This window comes from Sphingobium estronivorans (genome assembly GCF_008692605.1).
Classification (GTDB): Bacteria; Pseudomonadota; Alphaproteobacteria; order Sphingomonadales; family Sphingomonadaceae; genus Sphingobium; species Sphingobium estronivorans.
In genome coordinates, this window is the sequence record NZ_LFCT01000002.1 from 146,531 (window position 1) to 162,614 (window position 16,084).

14 protein-coding genes are annotated in these 16,084 nt (G+C 65.5%); 4 read left to right on the top strand and 10 right to left on the bottom strand.

Going from position 1 to position 16,084, the window contains the following annotated elements; translation table 11 throughout:
* Window positions 1-36: 36 nt before the first annotated feature.
* On the bottom strand, window positions 37-2,736 hold the full coding sequence (gene ppc / locus F7P65_RS02145) for a phosphoenolpyruvate carboxylase (protein ID WP_150290099.1): 2,700 nt from the start codon (window positions 2,734-2,736) through the stop codon (window positions 37-39).
* 112 nt (window positions 2,737-2,848) lie between these two features.
* Between ppc and F7P65_RS02150 the strand changes: the two genes are divergently transcribed.
* Together F7P65_RS02150 and F7P65_RS02155 are read left to right on the top strand one after the other, a co-directional pair.
* Window positions 2,849-4,303 carry a helicase HerA domain-containing protein gene (locus F7P65_RS02150; protein WP_150290100.1) on the top strand — a complete coding sequence of 485 codons (1,455 nt, stop codon included), beginning with the start codon at window positions 2,849-2,851 and terminating at the stop codon, window positions 4,301-4,303.
* Window positions 4,300-4,767, top strand: coding sequence for a low molecular weight protein-tyrosine-phosphatase (locus tag F7P65_RS02155; protein ID WP_150290101.1), 468 nt, complete (start codon window positions 4,300-4,302; stop codon window positions 4,765-4,767). The genes F7P65_RS02150 and F7P65_RS02155 overlap by 4 nt, the downstream gene beginning before the upstream one ends.
* Window positions 4,768-4,844: 77 nt before the next feature.
* Here the strand turns inward: F7P65_RS02155 and F7P65_RS02160 are convergent, their stop codons facing one another.
* The 6 genes from F7P65_RS02160 to F7P65_RS02185 all read right to left on the bottom strand — a co-directional run bounded on the left by F7P65_RS02160 (window position 4,845) and on the right by F7P65_RS02185 (window position 11,670).
* Window positions 4,845-5,633 (bottom strand): PhzF family phenazine biosynthesis protein, encoded by a 789-nt coding sequence (locus F7P65_RS02160; RefSeq protein ID WP_150290220.1) that lies wholly within the window; start codon window positions 5,631-5,633, stop codon window positions 4,845-4,847.
* A 67-nt stretch (window positions 5,634-5,700) separates the two neighbouring features.
* Window positions 5,701-7,479 carry an SLC13 family permease gene (locus F7P65_RS02165; RefSeq protein ID WP_150290102.1) on the bottom strand — a complete coding sequence of 593 codons (1,779 nt, stop codon included), beginning with the start codon at window positions 7,477-7,479 and terminating at the stop codon, window positions 5,701-5,703.
* Between the two features lie 300 nt (window positions 7,480-7,779).
* Entirely contained in the window at window positions 7,780-8,874 is a 1,095-nt protein-coding gene (aroC, locus tag F7P65_RS02170; protein ID WP_150290103.1) for a chorismate synthase, read from the bottom strand.
* 68 nt (window positions 8,875-8,942) lie between these two features.
* Complete coding sequence (gene fabI / locus F7P65_RS02175; RefSeq protein WP_150290104.1) at window positions 8,943-9,749, bottom strand: enoyl-ACP reductase FabI; 807 nt, start codon at window positions 9,747-9,749, stop codon at window positions 8,943-8,945.
* Window positions 9,746-10,717, bottom strand: coding sequence for a YihY/virulence factor BrkB family protein (locus F7P65_RS02180; protein ID WP_150290105.1), 972 nt, complete (start codon window positions 10,715-10,717; stop codon window positions 9,746-9,748). Before F7P65_RS02180 ends, fabI begins: the two co-directional genes overlap by 4 nt.
* Window positions 10,718-10,731: 14 nt before the next feature.
* On the bottom strand, window positions 10,732-11,670 hold the full coding sequence (locus F7P65_RS02185; protein WP_150290106.1) for a DnaJ C-terminal domain-containing protein: 939 nt from the start codon (window positions 11,668-11,670) through the stop codon (window positions 10,732-10,734).
* Window positions 11,671-11,821: 151 nt separating this feature from the next.
* Here F7P65_RS02185 and pdxH point away from each other — a divergent pair, with 151 nt between their 5' ends.
* A complete protein-coding gene (pdxH, locus tag F7P65_RS02190; protein ID WP_150290107.1) occupies window positions 11,822-12,397 on the top strand; it encodes a pyridoxamine 5'-phosphate oxidase in 576 nt (191 codons plus the stop codon).
* Window positions 12,398-12,556: 159 nt separating this feature from the next.
* A complete protein-coding gene (locus tag F7P65_RS02195) occupies window positions 12,557-13,888 on the top strand; it encodes a dicarboxylate/amino acid:cation symporter (protein ID WP_150290108.1) in 1,332 nt (443 codons plus the stop codon).
* Between the two features lie 26 nt (window positions 13,889-13,914).
* On the opposite strand, the gene F7P65_RS02200 is transcribed toward F7P65_RS02195, so the two are convergent.
* Genes F7P65_RS02200 through F7P65_RS02210 form a run of 3 tightly spaced genes read right to left on the bottom strand, consistent with a single transcriptional unit; the run spans window position 13,915 to window position 16,013 of the window.
* A complete protein-coding gene (locus F7P65_RS02200) occupies window positions 13,915-14,478 on the bottom strand; it encodes an NADPH-dependent FMN reductase (protein WP_150290109.1) in 564 nt (187 codons plus the stop codon).
* 58 nt (window positions 14,479-14,536) lie between these two features.
* Window positions 14,537-14,719 carry a hypothetical protein gene (locus F7P65_RS02205; protein WP_007685461.1) on the bottom strand — a complete coding sequence of 61 codons (183 nt, stop codon included), beginning with the start codon at window positions 14,717-14,719 and terminating at the stop codon, window positions 14,537-14,539.
* A 4-nt stretch (window positions 14,720-14,723) separates the two neighbouring features.
* Window positions 14,724-16,013: an adenylosuccinate synthase gene (locus tag F7P65_RS02210; RefSeq protein ID WP_150290110.1), complete on the bottom strand. Its 1,290-nt coding sequence runs from the start codon at window positions 16,011-16,013 to the stop codon at window positions 14,724-14,726.
* Window positions 16,014-16,084: the final 71 nt, after the last annotated feature.

The window sequence follows — 16,084 nt, forward strand, 5'->3', positions numbered from 1 at the left end:
CGTGCCTCCGGCTCGCCCACTTTTTCGCACGATGCTCTAGCCGCTGTTGCGCAGGGCCGTGGCGATGGCGTTGATCGAGAGTTCGATGCCTTCCTTGATGCGGGGATCGTTCTCTCCCGTGCGGTGGCGCTTCATCAGCTCGACCTGAAGCAGATTCAACGGCTCGATATAGGGCAGGCGCAGGCGGATCGACGTGTCCAGCTTCGGATTTTTCTCCAGCAGGCGCGATTGGCCGGTGGCGGCAAGCAAGCCGTCATGGGTCATATCCCACCCCTCGCGAATGCGTTCGAAGATCGCAGCGCCGCGCGGCTGGTCTTCCACCAACGGAAGATAGTGGGCGGCGATGCCGAGGTCCGATTTCGCCAGCACCATTTCCAGATTGGCCAGCGCCGATTGCAGGAAGGACCAGTGCTGCGCCATGTCGGCCAGCAGCGCCTTGTCTTCGAAGGCGCTCAGTGCATGGCCGACGCCGTACCAGCCCGGCAGCATCACCCGCGCCTGCGCCCAGCTGAATACCCAGGGAATGGCGCGCAAATCCTCGATCCGCTTACTCTTCGTGCGGCTGGCGGGGCGCGAGCCGATCTTGAGGCCGGAGATTTCCTGGATCGGGGTAAGCTGGCGGAAGAATTCCTTGAACCCCTCCGTGCCGTAAACGAGATCGCGATAGGCAGCGAAGGCGGATTTCGACAGCTCGTCCATGGCGGCGGCGAAGCGGGCGGCGTCGCGATCCGAAAGGACTTCGGGTTCAAGACTGGCGAGCAGGGTCGCGCTGGTCATCGCTTCCAGATTGGTCATCGCGACATCGCGGGTACCGAATTTGGCGGCGATCACCTCCCCCTGCTCGGTGATGCGGATGCGGCCTTGTACCGTCCCCTTGGGCTGGGCCTGGATCGCCGCGAAAGAGGAACCGCCGCCCCGCCCGACCGCGCCGCCACGACCGTGGAAGAGTTGCATCGACGTGCCCGCCTCGGCAAAGACCGGGGCCAGCGCCTTGCTGGCCTGGAACAGCCCCCAGGTCGAGGTGATGTAGCCGCCATCCTTGTTGCTGTCGGAATAGCCGATCATCACTTCCTGATGACCGCGTTCCCGCACCACGCCCGCGATTTCGGGCAGGGCGAAATAGGCGGTCATGACCGTGGGCGCGGCCTCAAGGTCGGCGATGGTTTCGAACAGCGGCACGGCCATGATCGCGGCGTGCGGGGCATCGCCATTGCTGCCCGCGCGCCACAGGCCTGCTTCCTTGAGGAGGATGTTCACTTCCAGCAGGTCGGAAACGCTTTCCGCCTTCGAAATGATATAATGGGTGATGCATTGCGGGCCGTAGACGCGGTGCGCCTCCGCCGCGGCTTGCACAATGGCGAGTTCGGACGCGGTTTCCTCCGAATATTCGGAGAAACGCGTGCCGAGCGGGCGGTTGCTCGCCAGTTCGCGGCGCAGCAGCGCGACGCGGGCATATTCGTCGAGCGCGGCATAGTCCGCCTCGACCCCGGCGACCTTCAGCAGTTCCGCCACGACGCGCTGATGCACGTCGCTGTTCTGGCGCATGTCGAGCGTGGCGAGATGGAAGCCGAACGTTTCCACCGCACGGATCAGGCGGCCGAGCGCGCCGCCGGAGGCCAAGGCGCCGTCGCCTTCGCTGGCAAGGCCCTGCGCCACGGTGACAAGATCGCGGCGCAGATCCGACGGTCCGGCATAGGGTTCGCCCCGGAGGGTCGAGGGACGCGAAGGTTCCTTGCCTGTCAGCGCGCGATAGGTGGCGGCGAGGCGGGCGTAGATGCCGGAAATGGCGCGGCGATAGGGCTCGTCCCGGCGGCTGGGCGAGAGGTCACCGCTGGCTTCGGCGAGGTCCAGCACCGCCTGCGGCACCTGGGCGAGCTCGGTGGAGAGGGAGAGTTCGGCGCCGAGCGCATGGGACGCGTCCATGTAGAAGCCGAGCGCCGCCTCGCAACCCCGGGCGAGCGCCAGGCGCAACTGCGGCGCCTGGACGAAGGGATTGCCGTCGCGGTCGCCGCCGATCCAGTTGCCGACGCGCAGGAAGCTTTGCGGGCGGGCGCCCAGCACCCGTTCCCAGCGGGCATAAAGGGCGGGCAGAACGGGCAGGAACACGTCGCGGAAATAAGCGAGGACATTCTCGATCTCGTCCGCGACAAACAGCTTTTCCCGGCGCAGCGGGCGGGTCTGCCAGAGCAGGGCGATCTGGCGGAAAATCGCTTCGTCCAGATTCTCGCCATCATCGGTTTCGCTGCGGCCCGCGTCCTTGAGCAGCATCAGATCGGCGATGCGGTTCTTGTGATCGATCATGCTCTTGCGCCGCACCTCGGTCGGGTGGGCGGTCAGCACGGGAACGATCAGGGCGTGGGCGAGCAAATCGAGAACCGCGTCCCGCTCGATGCCATGGGATTGGAGCCGGCCCACGGCGGAGGCGACGTCGGCGCCCGGTTCAGCCTCGACCCCCTGCCGGTCCTCCGCGAGGTTCGCCAGCATCGAGAACAGCATGAAGCCGCGCACGAAGGACAATGTGTCGTCCAGGCTGAGCGCATCGAGGCCGGTATCGACCACGTCCGCGCCGTGCAGGCCGCGCGCCCGGTCGACCGAGGCCGAACGGATATATTCGGTCTGCTTGTAGATCTTCTCCCCGCCATAGGCGCGAATGACATCGCCCAGCAGGCGGCCGAGATAGCGGATATCGGGGTTCTGCGTGATCGCAGGGGCGGAGGAAGATGCAGGAGTCGCCATGGCGATCGATGCTGCATCGCAACAATGAGACGGTCAAGGAAATCGTTTCCCATAACGGCGCTTCCGCCAAATCCGGTTGCGCTGGAGCCACAGGCTGGGCCAAAGGACATATGTGACCGCCAGCATCAGCATAGGAAGCGACAGCAACGGCAATGCCGTTCTGATCGATGTGGAAGAATTGCTTGCCACCCGTCTGCTCGTCCAGGGCAATTCGGGGTCGGGCAAGTCGCATTTGCTGCGCCGGCTGCTGGAGGAAAGCGCGGCTTTGGTCCAGCAGGTGGTGATCGATCCCGAAGGCGACTTCGTAACCCTGGCCGATGAATATGGCCATGTGGTGATCGACGCGGGCGACTATAATGAGCGCGAGATCGTCAAGATGGCGGCAAGGATTCGCGAACATCGCGCTTCGGTGGTGTTGAGTCTCGAATCGCTGGAGTTGGAGGCGCAGATGAAATGCGCCGCAACCTTCCTGTCGACCCTGTTCGATGCACCCAGGGATCATTGGTATCCGGCGCTGGTGGTGGTCGATGAAGCGCAGATGTTCGCGCCGGTGGCGGCGGGCGATGTGTCGGACGAGGCGCGGCGCCTGTCGCTGGCGGCGATGACCAACCTGATGTGCCGGGGGCGCAAGCGGGGGCTGGCCGGCGTGATCGCAACGCAGCGGCTGGCGAAGCTGGCGAAGAATGTCGCGGCCGAGGCGTCGAACTTTTTGATGGGGCGCACCTTCCTCGACATCGACATGGCGCGCGCGGCGGACTTGCTCGGCATGGAACGGCGGCAGGCAGAGCAGATCCGCGATCTGGAGCGTGGGCGCTTTCTGGGACTGGGGCCGGCCATCTGCCGCCGTCCGGTCGCGGTGAAGATCGGATCGGTCAAGACCAGTACGCGCGGAGGCACGCACAAGCTGATGCCGCCGCCGGTCGCGGCGACCGGGAATTTGCAGGAATTGCTGTTCGCGAGCGCGGGCGAGGAAGAGGCTTTGCCCCCTCCCCCGGTGCGTTCGGAACCACCACCTTTGCCCGCCGAGGAATTGATGCGGGCGCTGGCCGCCGCGCCGTCTGCCAAGCCCGCCGCGCCGGAACTGGATTTCGGGCAGAATGAGCCGGTGGTGATTGCCGTGCTGGAGGAGATCGTCGCCGATCTGGGCGAGGCGCAGCCGAGCGTGTCGACACTGTACCAGGATTTCGGGGTGCGGTGCCGGATGAAGGGGCTGAAGACCCCGCCGCTCGATCTGCCCGCCTTCCGCAAGCGTTTCGCCATGGCGCAGGCGGGGATGTTCGATGCCGACGATCCGCGCTGGGCCGATGCGATGAAGGCGGCGGAACCGGTGCCGGAGGATATGTTGGCGCCCTTCCTGCTGATCGCGCGGGCGGCGATGCAGGGCCTGCCCTGCCCGGACGATGTGGCGCTGGCGCGGGCCTATGGCACCAGTTCGCCGGGGCGCGTGCGGCGGCTGATCGATTATATGGAGAAGTTGGGCGTGATCGTGGCGCGGACCGATTTTGGCGGGCGGCGCTCTATCGGCGTGCCGCAACTCGGCCTCAGCACGGCGGCGGCGGAGGGATGAGCATCTCGGTTCTCTTCGTGTGCCTGGGCAATATCTGCCGGTCGCCGCTGGCGGAAGCGGCTTTGCGGGCCGAGGCCGCGCGCGCCGGGCTGGATATGGAGGTCGATTCGGCGGGAACCGGCGACTGGCATGTCGGATCGCCGCCGGACAAGCGGGCGCAGGCAGTCGCGCTGCGCCACGGCATCGACATTTCGGGCTATCGCGGGCGGCAGGTGACCGCGGAGGATTTCCAGCGCTTCACCCATATCTTCGCGCTGGACGGCGAGAATCTGAAAAATCTGCGACGCGTTCGGCCTTCGGACGGGTCGGCGGAATTGCGGTTGCTGATGGATTGGGTGGCGGGGCGCGAAGGCAGCGGCGTTACCGATCCCTATTTCGGCGACGATGCCGGATTCGACGTGACCTGGGACGATGTGACGCGGGCAGCACAGGCGATTGTGGCACGGTTTCAGGTCGAGATGTAATAGCAAGCCCGTGCGGCGCTGGAGCCTTTCCAATCCGTGATGCGCCAGCATCTCAGCGGATTGGTATAACGCAGACGCTACAGCAGGAAATTCCCCTCGATCACGGTGCAGCAGGCGCCCGTCAGGATCACGCGGCTACCCGAAAGGCGGCACCCCAGGCGACCACCACGCCGGGACGCCTGATAGGCCGTCAATTTGCTCTTATCGAGCCGCTTCGCCCAAAAGGGGGTGAGCAGGCAGTGGGCAGAGCCGGTGACCGGGTCCTCATCTACGCCCGCGCCGGGGACGAAAACGCGGCTGACAATGTCGCTGTCCTCGCCGGGAGCGGTAGCGATCAGCATGATGTCTCCAGCCTTTTGGAGAGTGGCGAAATCGGGTTCCAGCGCGCGGATCGCAGCAGCGTCGGGATAGACGAAAATCGCATAGCCGCCCTCCCGCCAGTGGGTTTCCAATATGTCGCCGCCCATCGCGGGGGCCAAAGCGGGCAGCGGTTTCGGTTCGACCGCCCAGGACGGGAGCGAGAGGGCGTAGCCGTCCCGGTCGCGCGAGACCGTCAGGACCCCGGCCTGACGCGTGCGGAAGCGGACAGCGGTGTGGCCGCCCATCAACACATGGCCGCTCGCCAGCGTGGCGTGGCCGCACAGCTTGACCTCCAACGCCGGGGTGAACCAGCGCAGCGCATAGTCGGCGTCGGGATCGTCGGGCGTCGGGACGGCGAAGGCGGTTTCGGACAGATTATTCTCCTGCGCGATGGCCTGGAGCGTGGCGTCGTCCAGCCATTGGCCCAGCGGCATGACGGCGGCCGGGTTGCCGGTGAAGGGCGCGTCGGCGAAGGCGTCCACCTGGACGAAGGGCAGGTTGGTCATGGGCGCCATCATGGCGTCGCCATCCGCCACCGGACAGGGCCGGTTGGCGCGAATTGGTCCTGTATCCTTACCCCAGCAGCACCAGCGTCGTGCAGACCGCCAGCCCGACGATCAGGTTGAGCGGAACGCCGATCCGGACGAAGTCGGAGAAACGATAGTCTCCCGCCGCATAGACCAGCGCATTGGTCTGGTAGCCGATGGGCGTGGCGAAGCAAGCGGACGCGCCGATCATCAGCGCAATCACCAGCGGACGCGGATCGGTGCCCAGTTGGTGGGCCAGCGCGATGGTGAGCGGGGTGAGCAGCGCCGCGACCGCATTGTTGCTGAGCAGTTCGGACAGGAGCAGCGAGAAGAAATAGATCAGGAAGACCAGCGACCATGCGGGCGCCGTGGCCAGCAACGGCTTGATCCACCCGACGATCAGCGCGACGCTGCCCGCCTGTTCCAGCGCCAGACCGACCGCGAGCATGGCGAAGATCAGGATCAGCACATCGCCATCGATCGCGGCCCAAGCTTCCTCCGGATCGATGCAGCGGGTGACGAGGATCACTCCGACCGCGATGAAGGCGGCCAGCCCGATGCCGATCACATCCATGGCGGAGAGCAGCACCACCGCCGTCATGGCGAGAATGGCGATCCATGCCTTGCGCGGGCGGAAAGCGCGGGTGCGGCTGATGCCCACACCGATCAGATGGGCATTGTCCTTGAGCGAGCGGATGCTGTCGTCGCTGCCCGCGATCAGCAGGCGGTCGGCGCCCCGCACGCGGCTGCCGCCCAGATCGGGGCCGGGCAGATGGCGGGCGCGGTTGATGCCGATGATGCGCACGCGCAGGGCATGGAGGAAGGGAATATCCACCAGCCGCTCCCCGATGGAAGGATGGCTGGGCGCGATCATCGCCTCGATCACCGTACCGCCGCCGGGTGTTTCGGAGGAGGCGGCCAGCCCCATTTCGAAATGGCCGGATTCGCGGATGGTCATGATCGCCGTGCCGTCGGCCCGCACGATCAGGCGGTCGCCGGCATGCAGTTCCTCCTCCTCCAGATCGCGGCGGCGTATCTCCCCCGCCCTTTTGAGGCCGAGCAGCACGACCGAACGGCCGAATAGCGGGAGCGAGCCGATTTCCCGGCCGATCAGGTCGCTTTCATGGCCGACGATCAACTCGGTCAGATATTCCTGCGCGACGCCGCCATCCTCGCCGCCGATGGAGGGCGGGTCGCTCGGAAGCAGGAAGGATAAAGCGACCAGCGCCACGATGCCCGCCGCCACGCCGGCAAGGCCATAGGGGGTGATGGCGAATATGCCGAAGGGAACCATGCCCTGTTCGGCGGCGATGCCCGCAACGATCAGATTGGTGGAAGTGCCGATCAGCGTGACGCACCCGCCCAGCACGGCAATGGCGTTCATCGGGATCAGCAGCTTCTTGACCGGATAACCGGTTGCCTGTGCCAGCTTGAACATGATCGGGATCAGCAGGACGACCACCGGCGTGTTGTTGAGGAAAGCCGATAGCAGCACGGTGCCCAGCGCCAGTTCAGCCATGGCCAGGCGCGGGTGGCGTTCGGCGCGGGCCGTGATGAGGTCGGCCACGCGATTGATCGTGCCGGTGCGGACCAGCGCGCCGGAGAGGATGAACATCGCCCCCACCGTCAGCGGCGCGCTGTTGGAAAAGACCGAAAACAGGCCCTTCTCGTCGATCAGGCCGAGCACCGCATAGGCACAGGCGCCGACCACCGACACGACGGTGGGCGAATAGCGCTCCCGGACAAAGGCGATGAACATGAGGGCGAGGATGAGAAGCCCGATTTCCGCGCGATAGACGCCCATGAGCGCGGTGATGAAATGCATATGTGCGAAGGCCCCCCGATTGCCCTGCCGGTTAGCCGAACCTAACCCGTCTCTGGACGGAGGGAAAACGAAATGGGCCAGCCATGGTTGCATGGCTGGCCCGTGTTCGCGGCTTAAGGGGACGTTTTGACCGTCATGACATGCTTGGCACGATGACGCTCCCCAGGCTTACGCACTGCCGCTCGCCCTCCCGCGGGCGATCTGTGACAGGGATGTTACCGCAGATCGGGCGAGTCGTCTCGCGGGAATCGCATCTTCACCGACATTATGGTGCGGTTCGGCGTGTAAAAAAGCGGAGGGTCAGCCTTCGCCGCCGCACTGGGCGCGGTGGAGGAGTTTCTGATCGGCGAGCACCAGCGCCATCATCGCTTCGACCACCGGCACGCCGCGAATGCCGACACAAGGGTCATGGCGGCCCTTGGTGACGATTTCCGACGCTTCGCCCTGACGGGTGACGGTTTCGACCGGGATCAGGATCGAACTGGTCGGCTTGAAAGCGATGCGGATCTTGATCGGCTGACCGGTGGAGATCCCGCCCGCGATCCCGCCGGCATGGTTGGCGAGGAAGAGAGGATTGCCGTCCTCGCCGGGCCGCATCGGATCGGCATTCTGCTCGCCGCGCAGGCGAGCGGCGGCGAAACCGTCACCGATTTCCACACCCTTGACCGCATTGATGCTCATCATCGCGGCGGCGAGTTCGCCGTCGAGCTTGGCATAGAGCGGCGCGCCCCAGCCGGCGGGCACTCCGCTGGCGACGCATTCGACCACCGCGCCGAGCGAGGAGCCGTCCAGTCGGGCGTCGTCCACCAGCTTTTCCCAACGCTTCGCGGCTTCCGGGTCGGGGCAGAAGAAGGGATTGTTGTCGATCTCGCCCGCATCGAAGCGGGCATAGTCGATGGCGTCGCCGCCAATCTCGCTGACATAGGCGAAGATGTCGACATCGGGGATGACAAGCCGTGCCACCGCGCCCGCCGCCACGCGGCTGGCGGTTTCGCGGGCCGAGGACCGGCCCCCGCCGCGATAGTCGCGAAAGCCATATTTGGCGTCATAGCTATAGTCGGCATGGCCGGGACGATAGGCCTTGGCGACGTCGCCATAATCCTTGGAGCGCTGGTCGGTATTTTCGATCAGCAGGCTGATCGGGGTGCCGGTGGTGCGCCGGATTCCGTCCGGCGCCTCGAACACGCCGGAGAGGATGCGGACCGCATCGGCTTCGCGGCGCTGGGTGGTGAATTTCGACGTGCCGGGTTTGCGCTTGTCGAGGAAAGGCTGGATGTCGGCTTCGCTCAAGGGCAGGCCCGGGGGGCAGCCGTCGACCATCGCGCCGATGGCGGGGCCGTGGCTTTCGCCCCAGGTCGAAAAGCGCAAGACGCGGCCGAAGGTGTTGAAGCTCATATCTGCCTTTCATGGGGAGGGCTTGCGCCCTCACCCTCCCCTCTCCCGTCAGGACAGGGGGTCATGACTTACTTGTCCAGCGCGATGTCCGGGGCGTCCTCGGCCTTCATGCCGATGACGTTATAGCCGGCGTCGACATGGTGGATTTCGCCGGTGACGCCCGCCGCCAGATCGGACAGCAGGTACAGGCCAGCGCCGCCCACATCCTCGATCGTGACATTGCGGCGGAGCGGGCTGTTCAGTTCGTTCCACTTCATGATGTAGCGGAAATCGCCGATGCCGCTGGCCGCCAGCGTCTTGATCGGGCCGGCCGAGATGGCATTGACGCGGATGCCTTCCGGTCCCAAGTCCATCGCCAGATATTTGACGCTGGTTTCCAGCGCCGCCTTGGCCACGCCCATGACATTATAATGCGGGATGACCTTTTCCGCGCCATAATAGCTGAGCGTCAGCAGGCTGCCGCCCTCCGCCATCAGTTCGCGGGCGCGCTTGGCGACGGCGACGAAGCTGTAGGCCGAGATGTTCATCGTCAGCAGGAAGTTTTCCAGGCTGGTGTCGACATATTTGCCGCGCAGCTCATTCTTGTCGGAAAAGCCGATGGCGTGGACGACAAAGTCCAGCTTGCCCCAGCGCGCCTTGATTTCGTCGAACGCCGTATCGAGCTTGGCCATGTCCGACACGTCGCAATCGATCAGGAAATCGGAGCCGAGTTCCTCCGCCAGCGGCTTCACCCGCTTGGCGAGCGCATCGCCCTGATAGGAGAAGGCGAGTTCAGCCCCCTGCGCGCGCAGCGCCTTCGAAATTCCCCAAGCCAGCGACTTGTCGTTCGCCAAACCCATGATCAGACCGCGTTTTCCCGCCATCAAGCCTGTCATTTTACCGTCCCATTTCCTTTGTCGACCTGTGCGGCGGCTTCGGATTCCTCTTCGGGAAATTCCGCCATCGCCGCATTCAATTCCGCGCCAATTACCACGCCAAGCCCGACAAGGAAGAAGAAAATGAGCGTGATCATCACGCCCGCCAGGCTGCCATAGGTGCGGTCGTAACTGCCCAGCAGCGAAAGCGTCGGCGGCAACAGCATGGTGACGCCGTACCACCAGAGCGTCGTGGCGATGGCGCCGGGCCATTTGGGGAAGCGCGGATCCTTGTACAGGCTGGGGGTCAGCGAGACGTAAAGATAATAGAGCGCGACGCACAATATCGCCATCGGCGCCAGCTTGGTCAGGCTGACGATCTGGATCGCCTGGTCGGCAAAGGGCAGGATCTGGTGCAGGAACTGGTCGATGCCGGTGATGACGACCTGAAGCGAGAAGGCGAACATCACCGCAAAGACGCTGACCAGCGTGATGCCGATGGCGGTCAGGCGATAATGCCAGAAGGGTCGCGTACTTTTCGTCCCATAGGCGCGGCGGAGAATGTCGCGGATCGTCTCGATCAGGCTGCCGACGGTCCAGAGGCCGACCAGTCCGCCCAGCCACAGCAGCGGACCGGTGCGGGCGTGCAGCACGTCATGAATCGGCTGCCGCACCACATCGGCGACGCCGTGCGGCACATTGTCGAGAAAGGCGTTCACCGCCGCCAGCCCATCCTGCGACCGGCCGAAGATGCTGGCCACCGCCGCCGCGACGATGAAGAAGGGAAACAGCGTCATCAACGAGAGATAGGCGAGGTTCCCCGCATGGATGAAGCCGTCGCTATAGGTGCCGACGATGACACGCTTCGCGATTTCAAAGGGTTGCGTGCCCGGCTTCACCCGGTCGATCTGACGGTCGAACCGGTCGCGAACATGGTCGGCAAGGTGATGACGGCGCGATTCGGGGGAGAGGGGGGAAGGTTGCGGCATTCCTCCCTAACCCCTCAGACGCCCAGATGGGTCCGCACGGCCCGGCTGTCCTGCCAGCCTTCGACCAGCGCCTGGATCGCCGGATCGTCGGCGGGCACGTCGATCAGCAGGGTGACGAGCTGATCGCCGCGCTGGCCGCCCTTGCCGGTAAAGCCCTTGCCGCGCAGGCGCAGCGTCTTGCCGGACGTCGCGCCGGCGGGGACACCGAGCATCACCGGGCCGTCGACCGTAGGCACCTTGACCTTCGCGCCCTTGACCGCCTCGTCCAGCGTGATCGGCAGATCGAGCAGCACATTGTCGCCGTCACGGGTGAAGAAGGGGTGCGGCTTGATCTCGATCGTGACGATGGCATCGCCCGCACCGCCGGGACCCGGCTGGCCCTTGCCGGACAGGCGCATCTGGGTGCCGCTCTCGACGCCCGCCGACAGTTTCAGATCAAGGGTCTTGCCGTCCTGAAGCGTGATCCGTTGCGGCGCGAGCGTGGCGGCGTCGACGAATTGCACGGCGAGGCGATAGGAGACATTGGCGCCCTTTTGCGGCGGCGCGCCCCGGCCGAAGTCGCCAAAGCCGCCGCCCCCGCGACGGCCCGCACCGCCGCCGCCGCCGAACAGCCCTTCGAAAATATCGCCGAAATCGCCGCCGCCGCCGTTGAATTCAAAGCCGCCGCCCTGGCCGCCCGGATGCCCGCGAAAGCCGCCGCCCCCGCCGCCGAAACCGAAGGGCGCGGTCGGATTGCCGTCACCGTCGATCTCGCCCCGGTCGAAACGGGCGCGCTTGTCCTTGTCGGACAGCAGGTCATAGGCGGTGGTGACGGAAGAGAATTTCTCCGCCGCCTGCGGATTGTCCTTGTTCCGGTCGGGATGCAGTTCCTTGGCCAGCTTGCGATAGGCCGACTTGATTTCGGCCTCGCTCGCGCCGCGCGCCACGCCCAATGTCGAATAAGGGTCGGCCATGGCCGGGTGCACATCCTTCTTGAATGAAAAAACTTTGGCATCCTATGTGGCGAAAGGCGACGGATCGTTCAAGCGTGGGAAAGCCTTATCCAACAAGCCTTATCCTTGCCGCCTTATCGACATCGCAGGCGCCCGCGCCTAAATCATCGCCATGACCGATCCCTTTGCCCTGTTCGACGCCTGGTATCATGAGGCACGCGAAACCGAGATCAACGACAGCAACGCCATGGCGCTGGCCACCGCCGATGCGCGCGGGCGGCCTTCGGTGCGGATGGTGCTGCTGAAGGGGCATGGGCCGGACGGTTTCGTCTTCTACACCAATTTCGAGGGGCGCAAGGCGGAGGAACTGCACGTCAATCCCCATGCGGCGCTGCTGTTCCACTGGAAATCGCTGCGCCGGCAGATCCGCATCGAGGGACCGGTCGGGCCGGTGGACGATGCCACCGCCGACGCCTATTTCGCCACGCGCAGCCGGGACAGCCAGCTGGGCGCCTGGGCGTCGGACCAGTCGCGCCCGCTGGCGTCACGCGACCTGTTCATGGCCCGCTATGAGGAGGTGAGCCTGCGCTTCGAGGGCGGGCCGGTCCCCCGGCCGCCGCACTGGTCAGGCTTTTGCGTGAAGCCCGACCGCATCGAATTCTGGCAGGACCGCGAGCATCGGCTGCATGAACGGCGCCTGTTCGAGCGCGCCGGCGACGGCTGGCGCGAGGGGATGCTCTACCCCTGATCCGCCCGCCGCGGCGCGGCCCAACCGGTCCCTGATTGGTTGAATGCGATAGCCGCCCGGCGCGCTCCGATTGCGGGCGCTTCGGGCGCCTGTTAGGTGTAGCCGTCTGACAGGGGCAAAAACAGACGCGTGCCGGACAGGCCGGGCAAAAGGATCAAGATGCGAAATCGACTGACGGCCTTCATCCTGACGGGCATGGTTCTGGGGGTGATTGTGGGCTTCGCCACCAACCTCTGGGTCGGCGGCGACAAGGCGCTGGCGAAGGATGTTGCGGGCTATTTCCATCTGCTGGCCGACATCTTTCTTCACCTGATCAAGATGATCATCGCGCCGCTGGTCTTTTCGACGCTGGTGGCGGGCATCGCCCATATGGGAGACAGCGCGGCACTGGGGCGGATCGGCGGGCGGGCGCTGGGCTGGTTCATCATGGCCAGCCTGATCTCGCTGGCGCTGGGCCTCCTCCTCGTCAATGTCTTCGCGCCGGGCGAAGGGCTGAACCTGGTCCGGTCCGGCGCGGATGCGGGCGTCAATACCGAGGCGCTCAATTTCCGCGACTTCATCCTGCATGTGTTTCCGACCTCCATGGTCGGCGCGATGGCGGAAAATTCGATCCTGCAGATCGTCGTCTTCTCGCTGTTCGTGGGCGTCGCGCTGACCGCCATCGGCGAGAAGGGCAAGCCCATCGTCACCGTGATCGAGGCGATGGTCGAGTTGATGCTGCAAGTCACCGGCTATGTCATGCGCATGGCGCCGCTCGCGGTGTTCGGCGCGCTGGCGTCGGCCATCACGACCGAGGGGCTGGGCGTGCTCAAGACCTTCGGCCAGCTGGTGGGCGAATTCTATCTGGCGCTGGGTGCGCTGTGGCTGCTGCTGTGCGCGGCGGGATCGATCTTCCTGGGCAAGCGGATGCTGACGCTGATCCGCTATGTGCGCGAGCCGGTGCTGATCGCCTTTTCCACCGCCTCTTCGGAAGCCGCCTACCCCAAGATGCTGGAGCAGCTCGACCGGTTCGGCGTGCCGCGCCGCATCTACAGCTTCGTGCTGCCGCTCGGCTACAGCTTCAACCTGGACGGGTCGATGATGTATTCGACCTTCGCGACGATCTTCATCGCCCAGGCCTATGGCATCGACCTGCCGATCGCGACGCAGATCATCATCCTGCTGGTGCTGATGGTGACCAGCAAGGGCATCGCCGCCGTTCCGCGCGCCAGCTTGGTGGTGGTGGCGGCGACGCTGGGCCAGTTCGACCTGCCGGTGGAAGGCGTGGCCTTCATCCTGGCGGTCGATCATTTCATGGACATGGGCCGCACCGCGACCAATGTGCTGGGCAATGCCATCGCCACCTCCGTCATCACCAAATGGGAAGGCATGCTGGAGGTCGAGGAGCCCGAATATGGGGTCCATCCCCGGGCGCCCGCGCACACGCCGTCCCACGGCCGTGCAGGACTGGAGCTGGCGTCCGATATGGTGGACGAGGAAAAGCGGTCCTGAACCGGGGATAGTGGACCGCGGTGGCGTCAGCGGCGCACCGCTTCCCCCCAATAGACGAGGCTGCGGGCGAAGCTGGCAAAGCCGCGTTCCAACGCCGCGCCGCTTTCGCCATGGGGGCGGGCTTCGGCATCCAGCGTATCGCCGATCTGGCCGACGCTGAGGCGCTCGGGGATGACGGTCATGCCCATGGCATTGAGCGTCACGGTCCAGGCGGCATGGCTGTTGACCCCGGCGAAGCGGCCCATGGAATAGCTGGCGACGCCCGCCGGGCGGCCGTCGAATTCCTTGAGGAAATGGTCGGTGAGGTTCTTGAGGCCGGGCTGGACGCCGCGATTATATTCGCCCGCGACAAAGACGAAGGCATCGGCGGCCGCGAGCCGTTCGGAGAGCGCGGTCATGGCGGCGGGCGCTTCGCCGGCGGGATAGTCGCTGTAGCGCAGGTCGAGCATGGGCAGGCCAATGGCCTTGGCATCGATCAACTCAGCCGTATGGCCGAGTTGCTGGAAGCCCCGGATCAGATAATCGGCCAAGCGGATGCCGAGGCGGCCCCGGCGATAAGAGCCGTAAAGGAGGAGGATGTCGAGCGCCATGGGAGACTCCCTTGCTGGGTCGAGGGAGTGTCGCACTGGCGCTCGACAGCGTCCAGTCCTAGCGGAGTTTCGCGATGTTCAGCCCGTCCTGCTTGGCGCGGGCCTTCACCGATTCCTCGCTGCGGGTCAGGGCCTTGGCGATCGCCTTCAGCGCCATGCCCTTCTTCGCCAGCGTATGGAGCTTTTGCAGCTCGTCGGCCGTCCAGGGCTGCTTGTGCCGCTCGAAGCGATCGCCGGCCATCGGATCAATCCGCGAAAGGATCGCGGACGAGGATGGTGTCCTCGCGCTCGGGGCTGGTGGAGACGAGCGTGACCGGGCAGCCGATCAGTTCCTCGATGCGCCGGATATATTTGATCGCCTGCGCAGGAAGTTCCGCCCAGCTGCGGGCGCCCGCAGTGGTGTCGTGCCAGCCTTCGATCGTCTCATACACCGGTTCGGCCTTGGCCTGATCCTGCGCATGGGCGGGAAGATAGTCGAAGCTCTGGTCGCCGATCTTGTAGCCGACGCAAATCTTCAGTTCGTCAAAGCCGTCGAGCACGTCGAGCTTGGTCAGCGCGATCCCGGTGACGCCGGACACGGCGACCGACTGGCGCACCAGCACGGCGTCGAACCAGCCGCAACGGCGCTTGCGACCGGTGACGGTGCCGAATTCATGGCCGCGCTCGCCCAGACGCTGGCCGGTCTCATCTTCCAGTTCCGTGGGGAACGGACCGGAGCCGACGCGGGTGGTGTACGCCTTGACGATGCCCAGCACGAAACCGGCGCCCGACGGGCCAAGGCCCGTGCCGCTCGCCGCCGTTCCCGCGATCGTGTTGGAAGAGGTGACGAAGGGATAGGTCCCATGGTCGATGTCGAGCAGCGTGCCCTGCGCGCCTTCGAACAGGATGCGCTTGCCCTTGGACTTGGCGTCGTTCAGCGTCAGCCAGACGGGCTTGGCGAAGGGCAGGATGAAGCTGGCGATGTCGCGCAGTTCGGCCATCAGCGCGTCGCGGTCGATCGGCGCTTCGTTGAAGCCTGCGCGAAGGGCATCGTGATGCGCGGTCAGGCGGTCGAGTTGCGGACCGAGATCGTCCAGATGCGCCAGGTCGCAGACGCGGATCGCGCGGCGGCCAACCTTGTCTTCATAGGCCGGGCCGATGCCGCGGCGGGTGGTGCCGATCTTGCCCGCGCCCGATGCGTCTTCGCGCAGACCGTCCAGGTCGCGGTGGAAGGGCAGGATCAGCGGACAGGTTTCCGCGATCTGGAGGTTTTCGGGGGTGATGGCGACGCCCTGCCCCTTCAGCTTGGCGACTTCATCCCGGAAGTGCCAGGGGTCGAGCACCACGCCATTGCCGATGACCGACAGCGTGCCGCGCACGATGCCCGAGGGGAGCAGCGAGAGCTTGTAGACCTTCTCGCCCACCACCAGCGTATGGCCGGCATTGTGGCCGCCCTGGAAGCGGGCAACGACGTCCGCGCGTTCCGACAGCCAGTCGACGATCTTGCCTTTGCCTTCGTCGCCCCATTGGGCGCCGATCACGGTAACATTTGCCATGGATATAGTCCTCCGCCCGCCGCGCGGACCGGCCATGCCCTTCGACGGGACTCGGCATGCCGGTGGGATAA